Below are 22663 nucleotides of genomic sequence, written 5' to 3' on the forward strand. Positions count from 1 at the left end.
GGTTCCATTTTTCCAATACACCGCTGCTTTCCTTCAGGTACGCTTTTTTACCGTCAACTGATGTTCAGCCCGGATATTCGTGACTTCGGGGTGGAGTATTGCACCGTTTTTTTTTGATGAAAGGATCAGAAATGATAGCTCGTTGTGGTATGGACTGCTCGCAATGCGAGGCGTATAAAGCGACCCGGGATGATTCGGATGCCAGGCGCAAAGAGGTTGCCGAGGCGTGGACCATTGAGTACAAAACCGACATTTCTCCGGAGCAGATCAACTGCCGGGGATGCACATCGGAGGGAGAAAAATTTTTCTTCACCGAATCGCTGTGTGAAATCCGGAAATGCGCCATGGAAAAGGAGGCGCCTCACTGCGCAACGTGCCCGGACTATATCTGTGAAAAGCTGAAGGGCTTTATCGCGCAGGCCCCGGTTGTCGGGGAAGCCCTGGAGGCCTTGCGGCAAAAGCAAGGGGGCGGCAGGTAGCGTCATCGGTTCCGGAGAACAAAAAAGGATTCGCTTGACGTTAACCGGAATGAAGCATTTCAAACAGTTCGCGATTAAAACTGTCTGAATGAATGTCGCTTTAAAGGCGGATGTGCTTTGACCCGAGAAGCGAGGGGCAAAACGCATCCGCACCCTGGGTTCAAGGTGGCTCACCTGGCCGCCGGAGGCTTTTTTGACAATAAAAAACGGTTGCCTCCCGCACCTTGGGAGAGCAACCGTTTTTTATATGGTAGAGCCGGAATGCATCCATCAGGATGCAGGGGCCTGATTACAACTCATCGTAATCATCATCATCTTCTTCTTCGTCGTCATCTTTGGACGCAAAGGGGTTGTCCAGAAAGAACAGGGCAATGCCGGTCTGAATGAGCCCCATGACCCCTGCAATGAGCGCACCGCCCCAAAGGGCGAAAAAGCCTTTTTCACGGGCGTTGGAAGGGTTGGTGGCGTCGTAGAGAAGTTCAACTTTCTCGCCGTAAGCATACTTCGGCTTGGAGCTGCCTGATTTGGCATCAAAGGTGATGATTTGGCCGTCCCGGGTGGTGAAGGTGAGCACGGGGTAGTAGTAGGTGGTTCCGTCGGATTGACTGGTCGTGTAATCCACGACCTCTCCGTAGGTATGCTCGGCGTTTTTTGTGATGTCCCAGGATTCAAAAAATGACCTCTGAGAGAAGTAGAGCAAAAGAATCCCGAAGAGAAGCACGGGGATCATTACCAGTCGTGTCATGGGTCCATCATCCTGTAAATGAGTTGAGAGAGAATTCCTAAGGGAATGCAGGGCCAGCCCCTTGAAGTTCCCGGGGCCATGGCCCTGTTTGCCATGGTGCGGTGGTATCCTGCGACCTGGTCGCTTATTATACCTCGTTGCCCCCCACAATGGTTTTAACCACAGAGGCTTTGAGGACGGACTTTTCCGGTTCGTCAAAGGCATCGTCAAAAATGGTCAGATCTGCCCACTTGCCAGCCTCGATGGTGCCGGACTTTTCCTCCACACCAGCGGTCCATGCAGCGGTTCTGGTGTAGCCGTCGATGGCTTCCCAGAAGGTGAGGGCCTCTTCGGGGAACCAGCCGCCGGTGGGCTTGTCCTGGGCGTCGGTGCGGAACATGGCCGCGCGGATGCCGATCATGGGGTCGTTGGACTCCACGGGCACATCGGAGCCGAACTGCATGCGGATGCCTGTCTCCTGAATGCGTTTCCAGGTGTAGGCCTGGCGGCAGCGGGGGAGTCCCCATTTGGCCTCGGCGGTCTTCCAGTCCGTGGGGAGAAACCCGGGCTGTACCGAGGCGGTGACGTCCATCTCTTTGAAGCGATTCAGGTCCTCGTCGGTGACCCGCTGAACATGCTCGACGCGGTCCCGCCGGGTGCCGGGGTACTTCTGGCGCATGGCGGCAAACCCGTCAAGGGCGGCAGAGACGGCCCGGTCCCCGATGGCATGGATGGCGACGCTGCGCCCGGTTTTGTAGGCCAGCTCAATCTGGGTGTTCAGTTCTTCGGTGGTGAGGCAGGCCAGGCCGCAACACCCGGGAGAGCCTTCGTAGTCATCGAACATCCAGGCGGTTTCCGCGCCCAGGGAGCCGTCCATGAAGAGCTTGACGTGGGTGTGCCAGAGATGGTCGCTGCCCGAGCCCGCGGTGATGCCCAGGGCATCGGCTTTTTCCAGGTCTTCCGGGGGCAACAGGTGGCAGACACGCAGCGTGAGTTTTCCCTCTTTTTCCAGCTCGGCGTAGGCCAGGTAGTCGACGAGCTCTTCGCAGACGTGGGTGCCGGTGAGACCATAAGCCAGGGTACGCTCCTGGGCTTCCAGGATGGCAGCCTTTCGCTCTTCGTGGGTGACAGGGGGGATGTGGTCCCGGATCACCTCCAGGCACTCGCGGACGATGCCCGTGGGAAGGCCGTTTTCATCCCGGTCGATCTGGCCTCCTTCGGGGGTGACGGTCTCTTTGGTGACCGCGGCCACGTCAAGGGCTTTCTGGTTGACCCAGATCAGGTGGCCGCAGGCCCGGGTCATGACCACGGGATGGTCGGGGGAGATGTCGTCGAGGTCGGCCCGGGTGGGTTCGCGCTGCTCTTCCCAGAAGTGATGGTTCCAGCCCCGTCCGATGATCCAGGTACCGGGTTCGGCCTGGGCCACGGCCTCTGCGATGGCTTTTCTGCAGGCGGAAAGGGAGGGCAGGCCCACGAGGTTGACCCGGGTCAGGGTCAGGCCGTAACTGGCCAGGTGGGAGTGGGCGTCCACTAGCCCGGGCACCACCAGGTGACCGGACATGGAAGAGACGGTGGTGTCCGGGGTGACCCGGGACATGATCTCTTTGGTGGTGCCCACAGCCGTGATAAGGCCGTCTTCCATGAGAAGGGCTTCTGCAAAGGGGGCATCGGGTACCCCCGTGTAGATTTTGGTCGATACGATGGCGCGCTTCATGTTGCCTCCGGCGGGTCGTTTTGTCAGCACAAGCTTAGCACCATGTTCCCGTTGTTGCATTAGAGAAGGGACAGCCCGCATTGTGCGATTAAGGAAGAAACGACCCCAAATGGGGTTAAACCCAGGTTATCAGTCTGGCCCCCGGCAGGGCCGCCGGAGGCTCGCATGGTTTAATGCTTATGGGGATCCAGAAGGTCCCGCAGGCCGTCGCCCAGAAGGTTGAACCCAAGGACGGTGACGAAGATGGCCAGGCCCGGATAGATGGAGATCCAGGGGGCCGTGAAGAATTCTTCCCGGGCGTTGGAGAGCATCCCGCCCCAGCTCGGGGTGGGGGGCTGGGTACCCAGGCCGAGGAACGAGAGGGACGCCTCCGTCAGGATGGCGTAGGCGATGCCCAGGGTGGCCATGACCAGAATCGGCCCCACCACGTTGGGCAGGATCTGGCCGAACATGATGCGCCACTTGCCGTAGCCCAGGGCCTCGGCGGCCCGGACATACTCGATGCGCTTGGCCGAAAGGACCTGGGACCGGGTGATCCGGCAGGTAAAAGACCAGTTGGTCAGTCCCAGGGCGATGTAAACGTTCACCAGCCCCGGGCCCAAAAGGGCCATGATGGCCAGGGCAAAGATCATGGAGGGGATGGAGAGCATGATGTTGGTGAGCCCCATGACCAGATCGTCCCACCAGGTGCCGAAGTACCCGGCGGTGACCCCTAAGATCACGCCGATGATGGTGTTGATGAGCTGACTCACCAGCCCCACGGACAGGGAAATCCGGGAGCCGTAGATCACCCTGGAGAGAACGTCCCGTCCCTGGGTGTCCGTGCCGCAGAGGTAATCTGCGGACGGGGGCTCCTCAGAAACCATGAGGTCTGCGTCGTTGATGGGGTGATAGGGTGCCAGCAGGGGGGCGAACACCGCCATGCCGATGACCAGGGCGGTAAGCACCGCGCCGATGATCAGGTTGCTTCTGCCTTTGAGTGCCGCTTTGGAAAATGCCATCAGTATTCAATCCTCGGATCCACCACCGAATAGAGAAGATCCACCACAAGGTTCACGATGAGAAAGACAAGGATCATCACCAGGATACAGCCCTGGGTGACGGGAATGTCCCGCTGAAAAATGGAGTCCACCAGAAGGGAGCCGAGCCCCGGCCAGGAGAAGAGCTTCTCCACGATGACCGTCTGGCCGATGAGGGCACCGAACTGAAGCCCTGCCGTGGTGAGCACCAGCACCATGGTGTTGCGCATGACGTGGCGCCAGTTGACCAGAAGCTCGGAGAGGCCCTTGGCCCGTGCGGTGCGGATGTAATCCTTGTGCAGCACTTCAAGGACAGCCGCCCGGGTGGCCCGGGCGAGAAGGGCGGTGTAGCCGATGCCCAGGGTAATGGCGGGCATGATGAGGTTGGCGAATTTTCCGTGGCCGTAGCCCGAGGAGGGCAGCCAGCCGAGAACCACCGAAAAGAGGTACATCAAGAGGAGCCCCAGCCAGAACTGGGGCAGGGAGACCCCGGAAACCGCCCCGATCATGGACGCCGTGTCCACAAGGGTCCCGCGCTTCAGGGCCGAAATAAAGCCTAAGGGGATGCCGATGCCCACGGAGATGAGAAGGGCGGCAATGGAGAGGCGCAGGGTGGGCCAGATGCGTTCGCCCACCAGCTTGTTCACCGGCTCACGCCGCAGAAACGAGGTGCCGAGATCCCCACGGACAAGTCCTTTGAGGTAGATAAAATAACGGGTGTGCACCGGCTTGTCGATGCCCCACTCTTTTTTGAGCTGCTCGACGATCCTGGGATCAGGAGCCTTGCGCTGGTCGCCCGCCATGAGGGCGGCGTTCCCCGGCAGGAGGTTGAGCAGCACGAACATGATCACCGAGATGATCAGGATCGTGGGGATGAATTGTAAAATACGGCGAAAGGCGTAAGCTCTCATACGTTGAACAACCTGGGATAAAAAATAAATGGTGCCGAAAAGCGTATCAATGGCCCCGCAGGTATGCCGGCGAGGCCACTGGTGCCTTGCGATGGGCAGGGTGTGCCGACGCAGGCCTTTCCGAGAAATTGTGGTGTAGCGGTGCCCATGTGACGCACTCAATGGCAAAACCACAGAGCCTGTTTGCCTTACCGGCAAGGCCCTGTGGTTCCATGTGTGAATCGGGGGAGAGAGTTCTCCCCCTTGAGCGGCCTTCCGTGCTTACTTGCGCGGAGAGCTGTCGTCGAGTTTCAGGTTGGTGAAGTCCTGAAGCATCATCTCGATGGCCACGGGCTTGATGCCGTGAACCCAGGGATGATAGGCGATGATGGCCTTGTTGTAGTTGAAGAACCAGAAGGGGGCGTCCTCAAAGAGGATGCGGTTGGCTTTCTTAACCCACTCGATTCTCTCGGTCTCGGAGGAGGCGGCGGCAGCCTGGTCCAGGGCCTTGTCGTAATCGGCGTTGGCATAGGCGGTGTAGTTGCCGGCAGACCTCGGGGTGGTGGAACGGAAACGGTTCAGGGTCTCCAGGGGATCAGGACCGGACTCGATGGACCAGATAAAGGCGTCGAACTTACCGGTGCGGCAGCGCTCGCCCAGGGCGGCGCCTTCGAGCTGCTGGGGCTTGACCGTGATGTTGATGCGTTTCATAAAGGGGATCAGGGCCTCCACGATGCCCACGCCCCAGCTCTTGTTGGCCGTTGCGATGCACTCAAAGGTAAAGCCGTCTTCGTAGCCCGCCTCTTTCATCAGCTCCTTGGCCCTGGCCAGGTTGTAGTCGTAACCCTTCATGGCCTTTTCATAGGCAGGGGAGCTGGTGGGCAGGTAACCGGTGGCGGGAACCGCTTTGTTCTTGAGGAGCTTTTTAATGATGAGCTCGGCGTTGATGGCATGGTTGATGGCCTGGCGCACGCGCTTGTCGGCAAAGGGCTTGAACTCGGGGTTGAAACCAATGATGCGGGTGTACATCTCGGCCACCTCGATCATGTTGTCCTTGATCTCGGGGTCGCGCTGGTAGATGGGGTACTGGGAAGCCCCCACGATGTTGGCGTCGAGTTCGCCTGCGCGGAATGCAATGTCACGGGCCGCGCCTTCGGGCATGATCTTGTAGACCAGCTTGTCGATGTAGGGCTTGCCGGGTTCAAAGTAGCCGTCGAATTTTTCGAGGATCACTTCGCTGCCGCGCACCCACTTAACGAACTTGAAGGGGCCGCAACCCACGGGGTTGGTGGCGAATGCCGCTTCTTTGCCTTCGAGGGCCTCACGGGGAACGATGGCTGTTTCCACCTTGCAGAGGGAGTACCCGATGGCAACGGGGTGCTTTAAGGTCATCTTGACGGTGTGGTCGTCAATCTTCTTCAGGCCGGTGATGGTCTTTGCCTTGCCTGCGATAACAGCCTCGGCACCGTCGATGTTGGCGATGTAGCTGGCCGCGGAAGAGGTGGTCTCGGGCTGGGCGATGCGGTTGTAGCTCCAGATGACGTCATCGGCGGTCAGGGTGCGGCCGTTGTGGAATTTGACGTTCTTGCGGAGGCTGAAGGTGTAGGTTTTGCCGTCGGCGGATACCTTGGCGTCGGTGGCCAGGTCGAGGACGGGTTTGCTCTGGTCCGCGTCCCACTTGTAGAGGCTGCGGTTGATGTTCAGGCCCACGATGTAATCCTGGGTCCGTGAGGTTCTATGCATATCCAGAGAAAAAAGGTCCCCGCCGTAGGGCGCGCAGAATACAAAGGTCCCGCCGGATGAGGCCGCCGCCCCACCCGCCGTCACCAGAAGAGCCGTCGCTGCGGCAAGCAGCAACAATCCAATCTTCTTCATCAAAACGATCCTCCTGAGTTACTGTGACTGATTATTCGAAAACAGTTTTTTACGAGAACTAAAAATAGAACCACACCATCAATGGGCTGTCAATAAGTTATACTAAATCTGATTTTATGTTTCCGCTTAAGGAACGTAAGAAATGAAAAGCATCCGCTTAGGTATATGTTTAAAGGCGATGGAGTTTTTTTTAAGAGTTGAATGGACAATGATTTGCTGGTATTAATTTTTGCTCAATTTTCATTCAATCAGGGGAACCATGCAAAACGATTATTTATTGGAAGTGAAGAACCTCACCACGCGGTTTCACACCCAGCGAGGTGTGGCCCACGCGGTCAACGGCGTCTCCTTCGGGATGTACCCCGGCGAAATCCTGGGCGTGGTGGGGGAGTCCGGCTGCGGCAAGAGCGTCACCGCCCAATCCATCATGCGCCTTATTCCGGAACCTCCCGGGCGCATTGAGAGTGGCGAAATCCTCTACGACGGCAAAGACATCGTGGGGCTCTCCGCCCGGCAGATGCGAAAAATCCGCGGCGATCGCATTTCCATGATTTTCCAGGAGCCCATGACCTCCCTGAACCCGGTGAAAACCGTGGGCAGGCAGATCGGTGAGGTGTACGCCCTCCATCGCGGAGTCTCCAAACGGGAGAGCATGAACAAAGCAGTGGAGATGCTGGAAAAAGTCCAGGTGCCGGAACCCGCACGACGGGTAAAGGAATATCCCCACCAGCTCTCCGGCGGCATGAGGCAACGGGTGATGATCGCCATGGCCCTTGCGTGCGATCCGGAAATCCTCATCGCCGATGAGCCCACCACGGCCCTGGACGTCACGGTCCAGGCCCAGATCATGGACCTGATGCTCAAACTCCAGGCCATGCAGAAGACGGCCATCATGATGATCACCCACGACCTGGGCATCATCGCGGAGATGGCCAACCGCGTCATCGTGATGTACGCGGGCCGCATCGTGGAGTCCGCCCCCACGCGCACCCTGTTTCGAGAGACCGGCCATCCCTACACCAAAGGGCTCATGAACTCGGTGCCCGTCATCGGCACCAAAGACGCAGACGGCAACAGCCGCCTCACGGAGATCACCGGCATGGTCCCCAGCCTCTACGATCTTCCCAAGGGGTGCAGCTTTGCCCTACGGTGCCCCCACCGGAGCGAGCGGTGCGATGCCGAGCTGCCGCCCCTGTTCCAGGTGTCCCCGGACCATGCGGTGCGATGCTGGCTGTGTGAATCCACCGGAGCGAAAGGAGCCGCCGCGTGACAGACCTTCTGACCGTTGACAACCTGAAAGTCCATTTTCCCGTCAAGGGCGGCTTTTGCTGTAAGGACGTGGTCCACGCCGTGGACGGCGTCAACCTGACCCTGGGCCGGGGCGAAACCCTGGGCATCGTGGGGGAATCGGGCTGCGGCAAGACCACCACGGGCCTTGCCGCCATGAAACTCATCGAGAAAACCCACGGAAAGCTCATCTTCAACGGCACCGACCTGGACAGCCTCAGCCCTGCCGAAATGCGGCGCACCCGCCAGAAGATGCAGATGATCTTCCAGGACCCGTTCTCCTCCCTGAACCCCCGCATGACCGTCAACCGTGCCATCAGCGAGCCCATGAAGGTCCACGGCATGGGCAGCGAATCCGAGAGAAGCGACCGGGTGGCCTGGCTTTTAAATAAGGTGGGCCTCTCTCCGGAGCAGGGGAACCGCTATCCCCACGAATTCTCCGGCGGTCAGCGCCAGCGCATCGGCATTGCCCGGGCCCTGGCCCTGAACCCCATGATGATCATCGGCGACGAGCCCGTCTCCGCCCTGGACGTCTCCATCCAGGCCCAGATCATCAACCTGCTCATCGACATCCAGCAGGAATTCAACCTCTCCTACATCATCATCTCCCACGACCTGGCCGTGGTGGAGCACATCTGTGACCGCATCGCCGTCATGTACCTGGGCAAGGTGGTGGAAGAGGGGACCTGCCAAGAGGTCTACGCCAACCCGAAGCACCCCTACACCAAGGCGCTTCTTTCGGCCATTCCCTATCCCGACCCGGACAGGCCGCGGGAACGCATCATCCTCTCCGGGGATGTCCCGAGCCCCATCCATCCGCCCAAAGGGTGCAGTTTTCATCCTCGGTGCCCCAACCGCCAGGAAGGGTGCGACATGGTGGAACCCGAACTGGAAACAAAAGAGGCAGGCCGAAAGACGGCCTGCCACTATTGCTGATGTCCTGAAAAACGGTGCAGGCCCCTTTGCCGACGGGGCCTGCACGATTCCCGCCCAAAACGTAGTTCGCCCTATCTTTCCATGACGGCAAGGGCTGCCCTTACCGTCTCCTTCGTATCCCCGGACACCTGCACCAGGGGAATACCGTACTCCACCTCCATCATAAGGGCCAGTTGCAGCATGGCCCCGTCGCCTACAACAAGGTTGAGGGATGCCCCGTGGCTGCGGCGGATCTCCGCCACGCTGCTGCACCCCGGCAGCACGGCCACCACTTCGGTCCCCAGCTCCCGGCAATGGCGCTTCAGGGCCATTGCGGCACACCTGTTTCCGGGCCCTGCCAGAATGTTCACCGAAGCAGGGGAGATACCGACGGTGTCCCCGGTGCCCATGAGCCGGAACAGAGCCTGGCAGGCTGCACGATCCGCGGCCTTGCGCTTCCCTTTGAGGTCTTCGGAGTGCACGGGGATCACCGGGATGCCTGTCTCTTCTTCCACCCGACTGCACACCGCGTCCACCTCGTCACCCAGGCGCTCTCCCTTGCCCGTGGGGTAGACAAAGGCCGCGGCCGGGTGATGGCCGTCGATGAGATCCGTCAGGCCCCTGTAGAGCATGCGCCGTTCCTGGGAAAGGCCCCGAACGCCCGTCAGGTGCACGGACAGGGGCGAGGGTTTTTTGGCCTGGTTGAGGTTGGCTCTTCCATGCAACGGGACGGGGCAGGTCCTGTGAGCTGTGTCGCCGTAGACCAGGTGAAGGGCATCGGTGACGGGGGAGAGTACGGCTCCCGGTTCGCAGCAGTGGGATAAACGTGACATGGTGTGCATGGAAGACTCCTTTCGATTCCGGCCTTCGGCAGTGCGGAAAAGCACCGCCGAAGACCGTTTTTGCATGGGGTTTCGTGGATCAGTGGGCCGGTTCGGGCGGCCTCTCGTAGGCACCGGAGGCGCCCAGTTCGCCTGCAGGCTTGGCGGACCCGCCGCCACCGCCGTAGTTGAACACTTCAAAGTTGGGGTAGGCGGTGCCACCGTGTTCGCAGAGGTCCAGGCCTTCCATCTCCTCTTCGGGGGAAACCCTCAGCCCCATGGTCTTTTCAAGGAGCTTGAAGAGGCCGTAAGCCGTGGGGAAGGTCCAGGCAAAACAGGCCGCGATGCCGATGAGCTGAACGCCCACCACGGACATGGAGAATCCGTTCATGTCGAAAATTCCTGCTGCCAGGGTACCCCAGGCACCGCACACGCCGTGGACCGAGATGGCACCCACAGGGTCGTCGATGCGGCATTTGTCGAAGAAGAGCACGGAGAAGACCACCAGGACGCCTGCCACAAGCCCGATGATAATGGAACTTCCCGGGGAGACGTTGGCACAGCCTGCGGTGATCCCCACCAGTCCGGCAAGGGCCCCGTTCAAGCTCATGCCCACCTCGGGCTTGCCGAAGATGATCCAGGAGGCGAACATGGCGGCCACGGCGGCCGAAGCAGCCGACAGGTTGGTGTTCACAAAGATCATGGCGATGCTTTTGTCTGCCGTGGTGGTGGACCCGGGGTTAAACCCGAACCATCCGAGCCACAGGATAAAGACGCCCAGGGCTGCCAGGCCGATGTTGTGGCCCAGGATGGGCTTGACTTTGCCGTCCTTGGTGTATTTGCCGAGCCTCGGCCCCAGGACCATGGCTCCGGCAAGGGCTGCCCAGCCCCCGACGGAGTGAACCACGGTGGAGCCTGCGAAATCGATAAATCCCAGTTTTTCAAGCCATCCGCTGCCGTTGAGGAGGCCGCCCCAGGCCCAGCTGCCGAAGATGGGGTAGATGATGGCGCTGATGAGTACACTGTAGATAAGGTAAGCGGAGAACTTGGTCCGCTCAGCCATGGCGCCGGAGACAATGGTGGCTGCCGTGGCCGCAAACACCACCTGGAACATCCAGAAGGCAAGGATCCAGGGATCCCCGCCGGGGGTGTAGTCGCTCAGGAAGAAGCCCGAGGTACCGATGAGGCCGCCCTTGCTCACGCCGAACATCAGGCCGAAGCCCACGGCCCAGTAGGCCAGGGAGCCCATGGAAAAATCCATGAGGTTCTTCATCATGATATTGATGACGTTTTTCGCCCGGGTAAAACCGGCTTCCACCAGGGCAAAGCCCGCCTGCATGAAAAAGACGAGGCATGCGGCCACCAGGGTCCAGACAAAGTTGGCATGCTCCTGGACCAGTGCAATGGCGTCCCGGTTGGTCAGGACAGTAGGGGTGTCGTCCCCTGCCCAGGCTGACGAAGCTGCGACCAGCAGCGCGGTAAGTGTCATGAATCTTTTTTTCATCTCTCTTTTCCTTAAGCGTTTGGTTGGATGATTCTCTATACAGGCTTCTGGTTAGAGGGCTTCCCGGCCGCACTCACCGGTGCGAATCCGCACCGCCTGCTCCACGGGCAGGACAAAGACCTTGCCGTCTCCGATATTTCCGGTTCCGGCCTTTTCTTCGATGACGGAGATCACCTTCTCCGTGATGGAGCGCTCCACAATGATCTCGATCTTAATTTTCGGGATAAAGTCCACCTGGTACTCTGCGCCGCGAAAGATCTCGGTGTGGCCCTTTTGCCTCCCGAACCCGCGGACTTCGCTGACGGTCATCCCGTTGATGCCGATTTCGTTGAGGGCATCTTTTACCTCGTCCAGCCGGGACGGCTTGATGATTGCTTCAATTTTTCGCATGAAACTCTCCTTTTTTGTCGTGGATTCCTGTCTCCGTGATGTTGACTTGTGTATAGTGCAACGGGTATGCCAGGTTTGCGATGCGGCCCCTTATGTACGCCTTAATCACCTGAAACAAAGAAGGATAGGAGCTATAGCCTTACCCGTCACCACGTGCAGTCCGGTTCATCAATGCTTTGGCGGAGTAACATTTTTGTGTTTTGAAGAAATAAAAAATACATATTTGTTATATCGACCTGCATCGTCCCGTCGCCGTCGGGGCGATGGGACACAAGCCCCTGGAGCCGGGCCACTTTTTCCCATGGCGCCCACCACGTCCTTGACAACAGCGAAAAAGCCGCTTAAGTGTAGATAAATTGCGGCAAGAAGCCGTTGGTATTCGATTGACATATCGTTATTGACATCCCCGGTGATCCGGTGATGCGCCAGGCTCCATGGCCGGCGCTTCCGGTGCCGTAGTCCGCAACTCAAAGGCCACGAAGGCTCAAGCCATCTCAAAAAGAGGTGGTTGAGCCTTCGTGGCCTTTTTTATTTTCCGGACAGGGAAGGGTGCCTGGCCTGATGATTTTTTCATGGATCACCGGGCAAGCCTCCCTGTCGGAGGGCATGCATGGAATACATGGTAGCAAGAGGGAGCCATATCGGCACAGGCGAAGGGCAGGGTGCTGTGGCCCGGCTGTACGGAACAACCCTGGCACGACGGTCACTGCTTTTTGCAGGGTTGTGCATTCTCCTCGTGGGCCTTGGAATCTGGGCGGTCAGCGTGGGCTCTTACCAGCTTTCCCTTACCGAAGTGGTCCGAAGTCTCATGGGCCTTGAGACGGGAACGGGCCGCATTGTGGTGTGGAGTATCCGCCTGCCGAGGATCACGGCCGCCGTGGTGGCCGGATGCGGGCTGGGGCTCTCGGGTGTGGTTACCCAGAGCCTGCTCAAGAACCCCCTGGCTTCCCCCTTTACGCTGGGCATCAACCAGGGCGCGGCCTGCGGCGCGGCCTTTGCCATCGTGGCCCTGGGTGCAGGTGGCCTGGACCAGGGCGCCCTGGCAGCCTCAGGGCCCCAGGCCTGGTCGATCCCAGGTGTGTGCGCCGTAACCCTCTGCGCCTTCACCGGGGCCATGACCGCCACGGTGGTGATCCTGGTGCTGGCCCGGCTCCGGGGCATGTCCCCGGAGTCCGTCATTCTTGCAGGTATTGCCCTGTCGGCCCTTTTTACCTCGGGCACCATTCTGATCCAGTACTTTGCCTCCGAGGTGGAGCTGGCCGCCGTTGTCTTCTGGACCTTTGGGGACGTGGCCCGCTCCGGCTGGCAGGAACTGGGCATCCTAGGGGCCGTGACCCTTGCCGTGCTTGTCTACTTCCTGATGAACCGGTGGAACTTAAATGCCCTGGCAGCCGGGGAAGACGAAGCCCAGGCCCTGGGGGTCAACGTCACCGGGCTTCGTCTTACCGGGATGATCCTTGCCACCCTGGTGGCCGCTCTGGTCACGGCGTTCCACGGCGTCATCGCCTTTCTGGGGCTCCTGGCCCCCCATATCGGCCGACGGCTCGTGGGGGGCGATCACAGGCTGATTCTTCCCTTCTCCTGCCTCATCGGTGCCCTGCTGCTCCTCGGGGCAGACACCGCAGGCCGCCTGCTTGTAGGTTCCGGGGCCCTGCCCGTGGGGGTGCTGACCTCTTTTATGGGGGCTCCGCTTTTTCTTTTCCTTCTTATAAGGGGGATACACAGATGAGTTTTTCCGTCGATGGTCTCCACGTCGGGTACGGTAAGTCCATGGTCCTGAGGGGCGTCGGTTTCGAGCTTCCCCCGGGATGTGTCTGCGGCGTCCTGGGCGTCAACGGCGCCGGGAAATCCACCCTCCTGAAAAGCCTCATACGGATCCTGCCCCCCTTGAGCGGGGAGGTGCGTCTAAACGGCCTGGATCTTCTCCGCATGCCAAGGCGACAACTCTCCCGGCACGTGGCCTATGTCCCCCAAAGCTCCGGTGTCCAGCTTCTCTCCGTCTTTGACACCGTGCTTTTGGGACGCAAGCCCTATATCACCTGGGCACCGTCCCGCAGGGACCTGGCCTTGGTGGAAAGTATTCTTACCGCCATGCACCTGGACCACCTGGCCCTTCGGCCCGCGGGCAGCCTGAGCGGCGGGGAACTTCAGAAAGTCACCATCGCCCGGGCCCTGGCCCAGGAGCCTGAGCTCCTCCTCATGGACGAGCCCACCAGCAGCCTGGATTTGAAAAACCAGATGGACGTCATGGAACGCATCTCCGACATCGCCACCCGCCAGAACCTTACGGTGGTGGTCTCCATGCACGACCTGAACCTGGCCTTTCGCCATGCCGATTATTTCCTGTTGCTGAAAAACGGCGCCATGCACGGATTCTGCCCCAGGGACGAGGTGACCCCGGAGATGATCCGGGAGGTCTACGGCGTTCCCGTCGCCTTGGAACGCATCCGGGGCCACACCGTGGCCGTGCCCCTGGACAGTCGACGGCAGGGGCCGTCCCTGGTCAAAGCCGGATAAACACACACCGCCGCTCAACGGCGATCTTTACGCTTACCAGCCAACGATAAATGAAAGGGACCTTCAGTGTTTGCTACAGACCAACCGACCACCCACATGAAAGGGGAAGGTGACGCACCCGGAGCCGATGCGCTCCACAGCCTGTTTTACACGGCCTCGCGCCACTACAAAGAGTTTTGTGCCATGAACGCCGCTGTTCGCCTGGGGCTCTTCGATGCCCTGGAAGAGCCCCTCACCCTCACCGGGCTCTGCACGGCCTGCAACCTGAAGCTCCCAGCGACGGAGCACCTTGTGGAGCTCCTCTGCGAGCTGGGGCTCCTTTGCCGGAAAGAGGGACACTACCGTAACACCCCCTTGAGCGCCCTCTATCTCGTCTCCTCGTCTCCCCTGTTCCAAGGGGCGGTGATGCGGGACATCCAGAACGGATTCGCCCTGTGGGAGCGCCTGGACCGGGTGCTCCGGAAAGGCCCCCTGGACGTCATGGAGGAGGCCTTTTTCGAAAACGGCATGGTGGACTCCCTGGCCGCAGAGATCCTCTGCGGAGAGCTCCAAAAAACCGTTGACGCCGTAGCCGCCATCCCCGCCTTTCAACAGGCCCGGAGCCTGCTGGATTTAGGAGGCGGCCACGGGCTTTACGCCATCGCGTTGAGCCGCCTCAACCCCGAACTCCGAGCCACGGTCTTTGATTTCCCGGACATTGCCCGCAAGGCCGAAGAGGTCATGGCGGCCCACGGCGCAGACCGGGTCCGGTTTGTGTCCGGCAACCTCTTTACAGACGACCTGGGAAGCGACCACGACGTGATTTTTCTCTCCTACAATCCGGGGGGCAAAAACCCGGCCCTTTTAAAACGGATCCACGACGCCCTGAAGCCCGGAGGGCTCTTTGTGACCAAGCACGTCTATTACAGAAAAGGGGAGGGCTCCAAAGACCGGCTGCTCGACCTGGAGTGGAGCCTGTCGGCCTTCAAGGGCGTGGGCAAAGAGGACAACATCTACCGGTTCACCGGCGACCTCTCCTGGGAGGCGTACAGGGACCTTCTGGAACGCCACTTCACCATCCGGGAGATCCTGGAAGCCGACGCCTTCTCCGGCCACCCCCTGGCCAAGTTCGGGGACAGGCTGGACTCCCGGATGATTGTAGCCGTCAAGAAAAGGCAGGGCATCGTATGAAACGCATCGTAATCATCCTGTGCCTGCTCTGCCTGGGATTCATCTCCCCGGCCGGTGCCGTGACGGTGCAGGACATGGCCGGACGCACCGTCACCGTTGCGGCCCCTCCGCAACGCATTGTCTGCCTGGCCCCCGGCACCCTGCGCCTCATCATCTACCTGGAGGCCAAGGCAAAGGTGGTGGGCGTGGAAGCCATTGAAAAACGGTTTCCCACCACGCGCCCTTACTGGGTCGCCAACAGCGAGCTGTCCCGGCTGCCGTCCGTGGGCCCCGGAGGCCCCGGGTCCATCAACGGCGAACCGGATCTGGAGGCCCTGCTCGCGGCAGCCCCGGATCTCATCTTCATCACCTACCTTGAACGGCGCAAAGCCGACACACTCCAGGCCAAGCTGGGGATTCCCGTGGTGGTCCTCTCCTACGGCCCCTTCGGCCGGTTTGACGAAACCATGTACCGCTCCCTGCGCCTTGCCGGAAAAATTCTCGGCAAGGAGGCTCGGGCAAGCGAGGTGGTGACCTTCATCCGGAAGGCCGAAGCGGATCTTGCCCAACGGGTGGAAGGAGAGAATTCCGAGGAACAACCCGGGGTGTTTGTGGGAGGCATCGGGTTTAAAGGCACCCAGGGCATCGGAAGCACCGAGACCGCCTACGCCCCCTTTGACTGGGTAAAGGCCAGAAACGTGGTGGCCGGGCAAAGCACCACCGGTCATCTGTTTGTGGGCAGGGAAGCCCTCCTTGCCATGGACCCGGACATCATCTTCATCGACGGCGGAGGGCGGGGCAACGTGGCCCGAGACATGCGGGCCAAACCCGCTTTTTACCAGGGTCTCACCGCTTTCCGGGAAGGGCGTGTCCACACCCTACACTCCTACAACTGGTACATGACCAATATCGGCACGGCTATGGGAGACGCCTACGCCATCGGCAAGATCCTCTACCCGCATCGGTTTGCCGATATCGACCCCGCAGCCAAGGCCGACGAGATCTACACCTTTCTCGTGGGAAAACCGGTATATGGGCAGATGAAAACAGCCTACGGCCCCTTGGGGAGCAAGCTGACCATGAAATAAAAGCTTCCGGCGGCAAGGTGTACCACCGCTGAAAGCGGGGTACAAATGTGCTCTCCCCTTTCCCTCCCAGGGAAAATCACATTTGCCTTTCCTTCGGCCTTGCCGGGATCAACCTCTTGGAATGGTGGCCAAACACCGTAAGTGTGTGGCCGGAGACGTTTTAAAAGAAAGGATTCAACCCAAATGTATGCACGCAAGGCGGATTTTTTTGATTCACAGACAGGCGCCCCCTGGGCAACCGAGGCATATGGCCCGGAGGAGCTGGCAAAACTGGACCGGGTGTTTGCGTCTGCCGGTCCTCTGGAGGGAAAAACCGTGGTGGAGCCGGGTTGCGGCACCGGTCGTCTCACAGAGATCCTGGCACGCAGGGTGGGGCCGTCGGGTCGGGTCATTGCCATGGATATCAGCCGCGGGATGGTGGCATCAGCCAAAGAAAGACTCGCGGATCAGGTCCATGTGGAGCTTCGGCAGGGACGCCTCGAAGCCTGTCCCCTTCCCGGGGAAGGGGTGGACCTGGCCCTCTGCCACCAGGTCTTTCCCCACCTCGAAGACCAGGAAGGGGCCCTGTCCCTTCTCACGCGCAGCCTGAAGCCCGACGGACGTCTCATCATCTGCCACTTTAAACCGCTGTCCGTCATCAATGATGTACACCGCAAGGCTGGAACAGCCGTTGAACAGGACATGATCCCCGAACATGGGGAGATGGAGGGCATGTGCACCGAAGCAGGGCTGCGAATCATTGAGTTGAGCGATGATAAAAGGGGGTATTTCCTGTGTGCAAGAAAGGCATGACCCCTTCTGACAGATACGTAAAATCTGGCCTTATCATGATCCTGCTGCTCATCACCGCGGCGCTGCCCGGCATTGCCGCGGCAGACGAGGAGCCGGCGCTTCTTCTGGACGATGTGACGGTCACCGCGTCCCCTGTCATCGAAGCAAACATCACCGACGCCTATGGCGCCAGGAAAACCCGGGTTACCCAAGAGCAGGTGGAAGACCTCAATGCCCAGGACCTGGAAACCGCCCTCCGGCGCACCCCCGGGGTCAATATCTCCCGATACAATCCCATCGGTTCCTTCGGCGGGGCAGAAGGGGGAGGGGTCTTTATCCGGGGCATGGGCTCCAGCAGGCCCGGGGCTGAGATTAAAACCCTGTTTGACGGTATTCCCATGTACTTAAGCGTCTGGAACCACCCCCTCCTGGACACCATCCCCGTGGACGCCGCCCATGCCATTGAGGTGTACAAAAGCCCTCAGCCCCAGCACTTCGGCAACGCCTTCGGGGTGATTAACGTGGTGCCCAAACGCATGGAGACCGAAGGCTTTGTCACCAAGGGCCAGGTAGCGGCCGGGCGTTGGTCCACCCTGGTGGGAACCGTGGAGCACGGCGGAAAAAAAGACAAGGTTGATTACTACATCGGCTGCGGCTACCGAAGCTCCGACGGCCACAGGGACGAAGCCGACGGCGAGCTGAAAAACGTCCACGCCAGCCTGGGTTTTGCCTTAAGCCCCAACTGGGACCTCAACATCGTAACCCTCTGGAACGATAATGAGGCCAAGGACCCCGGCGAAGAGGGGGCGGACCCCGCCCTGCGTGAAGGCAGCTTTGAAACGCGGACCTGGCTGGCCGAGGCCATCCTCTCCAACAGCTTTGACGCTGCCGACGGCAGCGTCAAGGTGTACTGGAACGGCGGGGAAGGGGACTGGCTGGACTACCCCGCGCCCACCCCGGGGGTCAGGGAGAACCTCTACAACGATTCCCTGTTCTACGGGGTCAAGGCCCGGGAAACATTCTACCTGGACCATGGCCTGGAGTGGCTTGTGGGGTTTGACTGGGATTACAGCGAAGGAGAGTACGACAAAACCTTCAGCGACGGATCAACCGACAGGTGGGACGGCCACGACGTCACCCTCTTTTCGCCGTACACGGCCGTGAGCAGGCAATTCGGTTCCCAGAAGGGGTTCTACGCCGTGCCGTCGGCGGGGGTGCGCTATTACGACAACACCGACTTCGATGACGAATTCGCACCCCACGCAGGGCTTGTTGCCGGATACAAAGAGACCGAGCTGCACCTGAGTTATGCCCGGGGCGTGGTCTACCCGGGCCTTGAGGTGGTGGTCTTCTCCGAGAAGGTCATTCCCATGCTCAAAGACTCCTGGAAAGACCTGAACGCGGAAAAGGTGGACCATTTCGAAGCCGGAATCACCCAAAAATTCGGGGACCGCGCCGTTGTGGACGTCACCTTCTTCTACGACGACGGCACAGACCGGTACGTCATCGTGCCGCCCCCGCCGCCTCCCCCCGTGTACGACAACATCGAAGAGTTTACCATCAAAGGCTCGGAGATCACCGTCAGCGTCAACCCCACCCGGGACCTCTCCCTGTTTGCCGGGGTGACCCTCCTGGACACCGATCCCGGGGACATGCCCTACGCCCCGGAGACCTCGGTCACCGGCGGACTCAACTGGCGCTTCCTTAAATTCTTTACCCTGAGCCTGGACGCCTCTTACCTGTCGAGCATGACCGTCAGCTCCCAGGCGCGCAAGGCCGGCGCTACCAACAATTCTCCGGTGGACTCGTATACCCTCGTCAACGGCCAGCTGAGCTACGCCTTCCGTATGCCCGGCATGGAAGGGGAGCTTTTTGTGGCAGGGGAAAACCTCACCGATGAGTCCTACGAATACCTGCCGGGTTATCCCATGCCCGGATTCAATCTTATGGGCGGGATCCGCTTCACCTTGTAAGGGGGGTGTTCATGCGGTGAAAGGAGGGGTCCCCGGCAGGTTTGCCGGGGGCCCCTTTTGGTTTGGTCTGCCAGCGACTGAGGTAGGTTCGGTAGAGGTGCGTAAACCACCCCTTGTCCGGAAACACCCGCAGGGATGCAAAACTGTCCGGAGAAAAATAGGTACGCACAAAAGGGGTGTAGTCCGGGGTGGCTGCAAAGAGGAGAGCGGCCAGGCCGTAAACCGCCACCGTGGATTTCAGGTCCCTGGGGTTGGCAAACTTAAAGGCGGTGCCCGAGGAGCGCTTCGGGCCGTTGCCAAAAAGGTCGAGACTCACCAGCTCGTCTAAGAGGAGGTGGATAAGAAAGCCTCCAAAGACGAAAAACCCTGCCATCCAAACGGTTTGCATAGAAAAGCTGAAGAAATGGTAGAGGATGAGGGTGGATGAAAACCAGAAAACAAAACTGGCCGGTACCGAATGAATGATCCCGCGATGCACGGTGATGCGCGTGAACATGGAGAAAAAGAGAAAATTGACCACGAAAAAACTCACCAGCCAGATGGTGAACAGCTCTGCTGCGGAGTTATCGGCCCCCTGGTTGAACATGATGAGAAACGAAATCACCGTGGCGATGAAGGTAAAGAGGAGCCGCACGGGAAGGGAGCTGTCCGAGTCGATGTCGGGCAAGAGGCCGCCCACAACGCCCATGATGAAAAAGAGCAGCACCTCATCGGGGGTGGCAAGGGAGGCGGCAAGCAGAAAGGTAGCTGCCGCACTGCTGCAGAAACTGGAAACCGTAAGATGTGTTTTGAATTCCGCCACGCTGGTATCGCCCTTTTCGTTCATCATGTATCCATGAATCGTCAATGGTTTCCTTATACACCATTGACGGGCGTTGCGTAAGGCGGGGCGGTAAATAAATGAGGGGGAGGGGACAACCCGCCTTCCCCCTGTCAAAGAAAGGAAGGCGGGCTTGAGGGGAAAGGGATCAGCTCTTGGGCATGGTGCTCTGGTTCAGGGGCTTGTGATGCATGGTGGTGCGGATCAACTCCATCACAACCGCACAGAAGATTGCGGGCAGCACCCAGGAAAATCCGGCATCGGCAAAGGGGAGTTTGGCGATGAGCTTGCCTGCGGCCCCGGTGTCCACCTTCAGGAAAGACAGGGCGTCGAAGACGCTGACAATAAGGCAACCGGCGACCGCGCCCTTGTACACGGCGGAGCTCAGCTTGCTTCCCCAGAGGGTCAGGGCGATGAGAACGATGACGATGGGGTAGGCGATGATGAGAAGGGGAACCGAAAAGGTGACGATCTTCTCCACGCCGGATACGGAGATGAGGGTGCTGAAGATGGCCGTGATAATGACCACGGATTCGTACTTGAGCTTTCCATGGGAGAGCTTTTCAAACCAGGACCCCACCACGGCGGTGAGGCCGATGGCGGTGGTCAGGCAGGCGGCGGACACGGCCAGGCACATGGCGGTACGACCAGCGCTGCCCAGCACGGTGTTGGTGATGGAGACGATGAGATCGGATTTGGAGATCCCCTCCTCGAACATGCCGCTTCCCGTGGCCCCCAGAAAAAGCAGCCCACCGTAGACAAGCATCAGGCCCGTCCCTGCGATGAGGCCTGCCTTGCAGGTCAGGGAGATCTGCTCTTCGGCGGTTTTGTAACCCTTTGCCGCGATGGCCGAAAGCACCAGCCCTGCAAAGAGAATGGAGGCCAGGGCATCCATGGTCTGGTAGCCTTCAATGAAGCCGCGGCCCAAAGGCTGGGTGAGCCCCTTGGCAACGGGGTGGCCGATGGGACTTGCCACGCCCTTGACGATGATCAGGCCAATGATGAGGAGAAGGACCGGGGTCAGGTACTTCCCGATCTTGTCCACGATGCTGGAGGGCTTGAGGGCAAAAAAGAGGGTGACGACAAAAAAGGCCACGGAGGCGGTTAAAGGCGAGACACCTGAAAAGAGAGGCTTGATGCCGATCTCATAGACCGTGGCCCCGGTCCTGGGGATGGCAAGGAACGGGCCGATGGCCAGGACAATGGCCGTGCCCATCACCTTGGCGAACACCGGGCTCACCCGACCGGCAAAACGGTCCAGGGACCCGCCGGATTTGGCAAGGGCCGCCACACCGAGGATGGGCAGGCCCACGCCGGTGATAAAAAAGCCCAGCATACAGAAAAACCAGGAGGTTCCGGACAAAAAGCCCAGGGCAGGGGGAAAAATCAGGTTTCCCGCTCCAAAAAACATGGCAAACAGAGCCGCTCCCGCAACAACGATATCCTTCATCTCTTTATTCACAGGTGTTACCTCCACCGATTCGAGCACTTGTTTGGGAGTTGCTTTCCAACTCCACTTTGACACAGAAAAGGGAGGGTAACACAATCTTTTGCGGGATGACAGGGGTGGACCCGATAGGCACTATCTCTAATAAATACAAGTCTTAAAAAAGATAGAACCGCGACTCACCAGATAAAAGGAAAGTTTTTGGCGAGCTTTCTTTTTATTCGTAAACCGGACACCGTTCATGTTTTCGATTTTTTACCCGCCCATCAAAAAAAAGACGGGAAAGCCCTTGTGAGAGCCCTTCTTCTTTAAGAAATGAAAGGGAGAGGCGGAAAAGGGACCACATTCATGGTGGCGGACCACCGGCGCGGCTCGATGCGTTTGACCGTAGGATGGGCAAAGCGAAGCGTGCCCATCGTTGGCTGGCACCTCTATTCAACCGGGTGGGCTTGTGGCGCTCGATGGGCACGGCGCAAAGGGCGTCGCCACGCCAATGGATTCGGCTTGCCTTTGCCCATCCTACATGGTCTCGCTCATCGACGCGGGTCGGTGTGTTTGGTCGTAGGATGGGCAAAGCGAAGCGTGCCCATCGTTGCCCGGCAACCCCATTCAACCGGGTGATTTGCGGCGTTCGATGGGCACGGCGCCAAGAGCGTCGCCACCCCAATGGATTCGGTTTGCCTTTGCCCATCCTACATGGTCTCGCTCATCGACGCGGGTCGGTGTGTTTGACCGTAGGATGGGCAAAGCGGAGCGTGCCCATCGTTGCCCGGCAACCCCATTCAACCGGGTGGGCTTGTGGCGTTCGATGGGCACGGCGCCAAGGGCGTCGCCCCCCCAATGGATTCGGCTTGCCTTTGCCCATCCTACGTGGTCGCGGATTATCGGCGTGGCTCGGTGTGTTGACCGTAGGATGGGCAAAGCGGAGCGTGCCCATCGTTGCCCGGCAACCCCATTCAACCGGGTGATTTGTGGCGTTCGATGGGCACGGCGCCAAGGACGTCGCCACCCCAATGGGTTCGGCTTGCCTTTGCCCATCCTACATGGTCTCGCTCATCGACGCGGGTCGGTGTGTTTGGTCGTAGGATGGGCAAAGCGGAGCGTGCCCATCGTTGGCTGGCACCTCTATTCAACTGGGTGGGCTTGTGGCGTTCGATGGGCACGGCGCCAAGGGCGTCGCCACCTCAATGGGTTCGGCTTGCCTTTGCCCATCCTACATGGTCGCGGATTATCGGTGCGGCTCGGTGTGTTGACCGTAGGATGGGCAAAGCGGAGTGTGC

19 protein-coding genes are annotated in these 22663 nt (G+C 59.7%); 9 read left to right on the forward strand and 10 right to left on the reverse strand.

Features of this window, described 5'->3' with window-relative positions; all coding sequences use genetic code 11:
- Positions 1–131 precede the first annotated feature (131 nt).
- A complete protein-coding gene (locus MSL71_RS22550) occupies positions 132–479 on the forward strand; it encodes a DUF3795 domain-containing protein (protein WP_180145308.1) in 348 nt (115 codons plus the stop codon).
- A gap of 289 nt (positions 480–768) precedes the next feature.
- On the opposite strand, the gene MSL71_RS22555 is transcribed toward MSL71_RS22550, so the two are convergent.
- From MSL71_RS22555 to MSL71_RS22575, 5 genes are all read right to left on the reverse strand, one after another.
- Positions 769–1224, reverse strand: coding sequence for a DUF3592 domain-containing protein (locus tag MSL71_RS22555; protein WP_180145311.1), 456 nt, complete (start codon positions 1222–1224; stop codon positions 769–771).
- A 127-nt stretch (positions 1225–1351) separates the two neighbouring features.
- Positions 1352–2917, reverse strand: a complete 1566-nt coding sequence (locus MSL71_RS22560) for an amidohydrolase (RefSeq protein ID WP_180145313.1) — start codon at positions 2915–2917, stop codon at positions 1352–1354.
- 170 nt (positions 2918–3087) lie between these two features.
- On the reverse strand, positions 3088–3918 hold the full coding sequence (locus MSL71_RS22565) for an ABC transporter permease (protein ID WP_180145316.1): 831 nt from the start codon (positions 3916–3918) through the stop codon (positions 3088–3090).
- Positions 3918–4847 carry an ABC transporter permease gene (locus MSL71_RS22570; protein ID WP_180145319.1) on the reverse strand — a complete coding sequence of 310 codons (930 nt, stop codon included), beginning with the start codon at positions 4845–4847 and terminating at the stop codon, positions 3918–3920. Before MSL71_RS22570 ends, MSL71_RS22565 begins: the two co-directional genes overlap by 1 nt.
- A gap of 261 nt (positions 4848–5108) precedes the next feature.
- Complete coding sequence (locus tag MSL71_RS22575; protein ID WP_218951115.1) at positions 5109–6701, reverse strand: ABC transporter substrate-binding protein; 1593 nt, start codon at positions 6699–6701, stop codon at positions 5109–5111.
- A 259-nt stretch (positions 6702–6960) separates the two neighbouring features.
- Here MSL71_RS22575 and MSL71_RS22580 point away from each other — a divergent pair, with 259 nt between their 5' ends.
- Both MSL71_RS22580 and MSL71_RS22585 read left to right on the forward strand, forming a co-directional pair.
- On the forward strand, positions 6961–7971 hold the full coding sequence (locus MSL71_RS22580; RefSeq protein ID WP_180145324.1) for an ABC transporter ATP-binding protein: 1011 nt from the start codon (positions 6961–6963) through the stop codon (positions 7969–7971).
- Positions 7968–8924 carry an ABC transporter ATP-binding protein gene (locus tag MSL71_RS22585; RefSeq protein ID WP_180145326.1) on the forward strand — a complete coding sequence of 319 codons (957 nt, stop codon included), beginning with the start codon at positions 7968–7970 and terminating at the stop codon, positions 8922–8924. Before MSL71_RS22580 ends, MSL71_RS22585 begins: the two co-directional genes overlap by 4 nt.
- 71 nt (positions 8925–8995) lie before the next feature.
- Here the strand turns inward: MSL71_RS22585 and MSL71_RS22590 are convergent, their stop codons facing one another.
- The 3 genes from MSL71_RS22590 to MSL71_RS22600 form a co-directional block, all read right to left on the reverse strand.
- On the reverse strand, positions 8996–9745 hold the full coding sequence (locus tag MSL71_RS22590) for a nitrogenase component 1 (RefSeq protein ID WP_180145329.1): 750 nt from the start codon (positions 9743–9745) through the stop codon (positions 8996–8998).
- Positions 9746–9824: 79 nt separating this feature from the next.
- Positions 9825–11228, reverse strand: a complete 1404-nt coding sequence (locus tag MSL71_RS22595) for an ammonium transporter (RefSeq protein WP_180145333.1) — start codon at positions 11226–11228, stop codon at positions 9825–9827.
- 51 nt (positions 11229–11279) lie between these two features.
- A complete protein-coding gene (locus tag MSL71_RS22600) occupies positions 11280–11618 on the reverse strand; it encodes a P-II family nitrogen regulator (protein ID WP_180145336.1) in 339 nt (112 codons plus the stop codon).
- 610 nt (positions 11619–12228) lie between these two features.
- On the opposite strand from MSL71_RS22600, the gene MSL71_RS22605 reads away from it, so the two are divergent.
- The 6 genes from MSL71_RS22605 (at position 12229) to MSL71_RS22630 (ending at position 19116) form a co-directional block, all read left to right on the forward strand.
- On the forward strand, positions 12229–13347 hold the full coding sequence (locus MSL71_RS22605; protein ID WP_180145339.1) for a FecCD family ABC transporter permease: 1119 nt from the start codon (positions 12229–12231) through the stop codon (positions 13345–13347).
- Positions 13344–14135, forward strand: coding sequence for an ABC transporter ATP-binding protein (locus MSL71_RS22610; protein ID WP_180145342.1), 792 nt, complete (start codon positions 13344–13346; stop codon positions 14133–14135). Before MSL71_RS22605 ends, MSL71_RS22610 begins: the two co-directional genes overlap by 4 nt.
- Before the next feature lie 66 nt (positions 14136–14201).
- Positions 14202–15305 carry a methyltransferase gene (locus MSL71_RS22615; RefSeq protein ID WP_180145345.1) on the forward strand — a complete coding sequence of 368 codons (1104 nt, stop codon included), beginning with the start codon at positions 14202–14204 and terminating at the stop codon, positions 15303–15305.
- Positions 15302–16372 carry an iron ABC transporter substrate-binding protein gene (locus MSL71_RS22620; protein WP_180145353.1) on the forward strand — a complete coding sequence of 357 codons (1071 nt, stop codon included), beginning with the start codon at positions 15302–15304 and terminating at the stop codon, positions 16370–16372. Before MSL71_RS22615 ends, MSL71_RS22620 begins: the two co-directional genes overlap by 4 nt.
- A 183-nt stretch (positions 16373–16555) precedes the next feature.
- On the forward strand, positions 16556–17164 hold the full coding sequence (locus tag MSL71_RS22625) for a class I SAM-dependent methyltransferase (protein ID WP_180145356.1): 609 nt from the start codon (positions 16556–16558) through the stop codon (positions 17162–17164).
- Entirely contained in the window at positions 17161–19116 is a 1956-nt protein-coding gene (locus MSL71_RS22630) for a TonB-dependent receptor (protein ID WP_180145359.1), read from the forward strand. Before MSL71_RS22625 ends, MSL71_RS22630 begins: the two co-directional genes overlap by 4 nt.
- On the opposite strand, the gene MSL71_RS22635 is transcribed toward MSL71_RS22630, so the two are convergent.
- Both MSL71_RS22635 and brnQ read right to left on the reverse strand, forming a co-directional pair.
- Positions 19106–19963: a metal-dependent hydrolase gene (locus MSL71_RS22635; RefSeq protein ID WP_246317886.1), complete on the reverse strand. Its 858-nt coding sequence runs from the start codon at positions 19961–19963 to the stop codon at positions 19106–19108. The two genes, MSL71_RS22630 and MSL71_RS22635, sit on opposite strands and share 11 nt — an antisense overlap.
- A 121-nt stretch (positions 19964–20084) precedes the next feature.
- On the reverse strand, positions 20085–21398 hold the full coding sequence (gene brnQ, locus MSL71_RS22640) for a branched-chain amino acid transport system II carrier protein (RefSeq protein ID WP_180145362.1): 1314 nt from the start codon (positions 21396–21398) through the stop codon (positions 20085–20087).
- Between the last annotated feature and the right edge of the window lie 1265 nt (positions 21399–22663).

Origin of the sequence: Desulfoluna butyratoxydans (genome assembly GCF_900699765.1) — a bacterium.
Lineage (GTDB): Bacteria > Desulfobacterota > Desulfobacteria > Desulfobacterales > Desulfolunaceae > Desulfoluna > Desulfoluna butyratoxydans.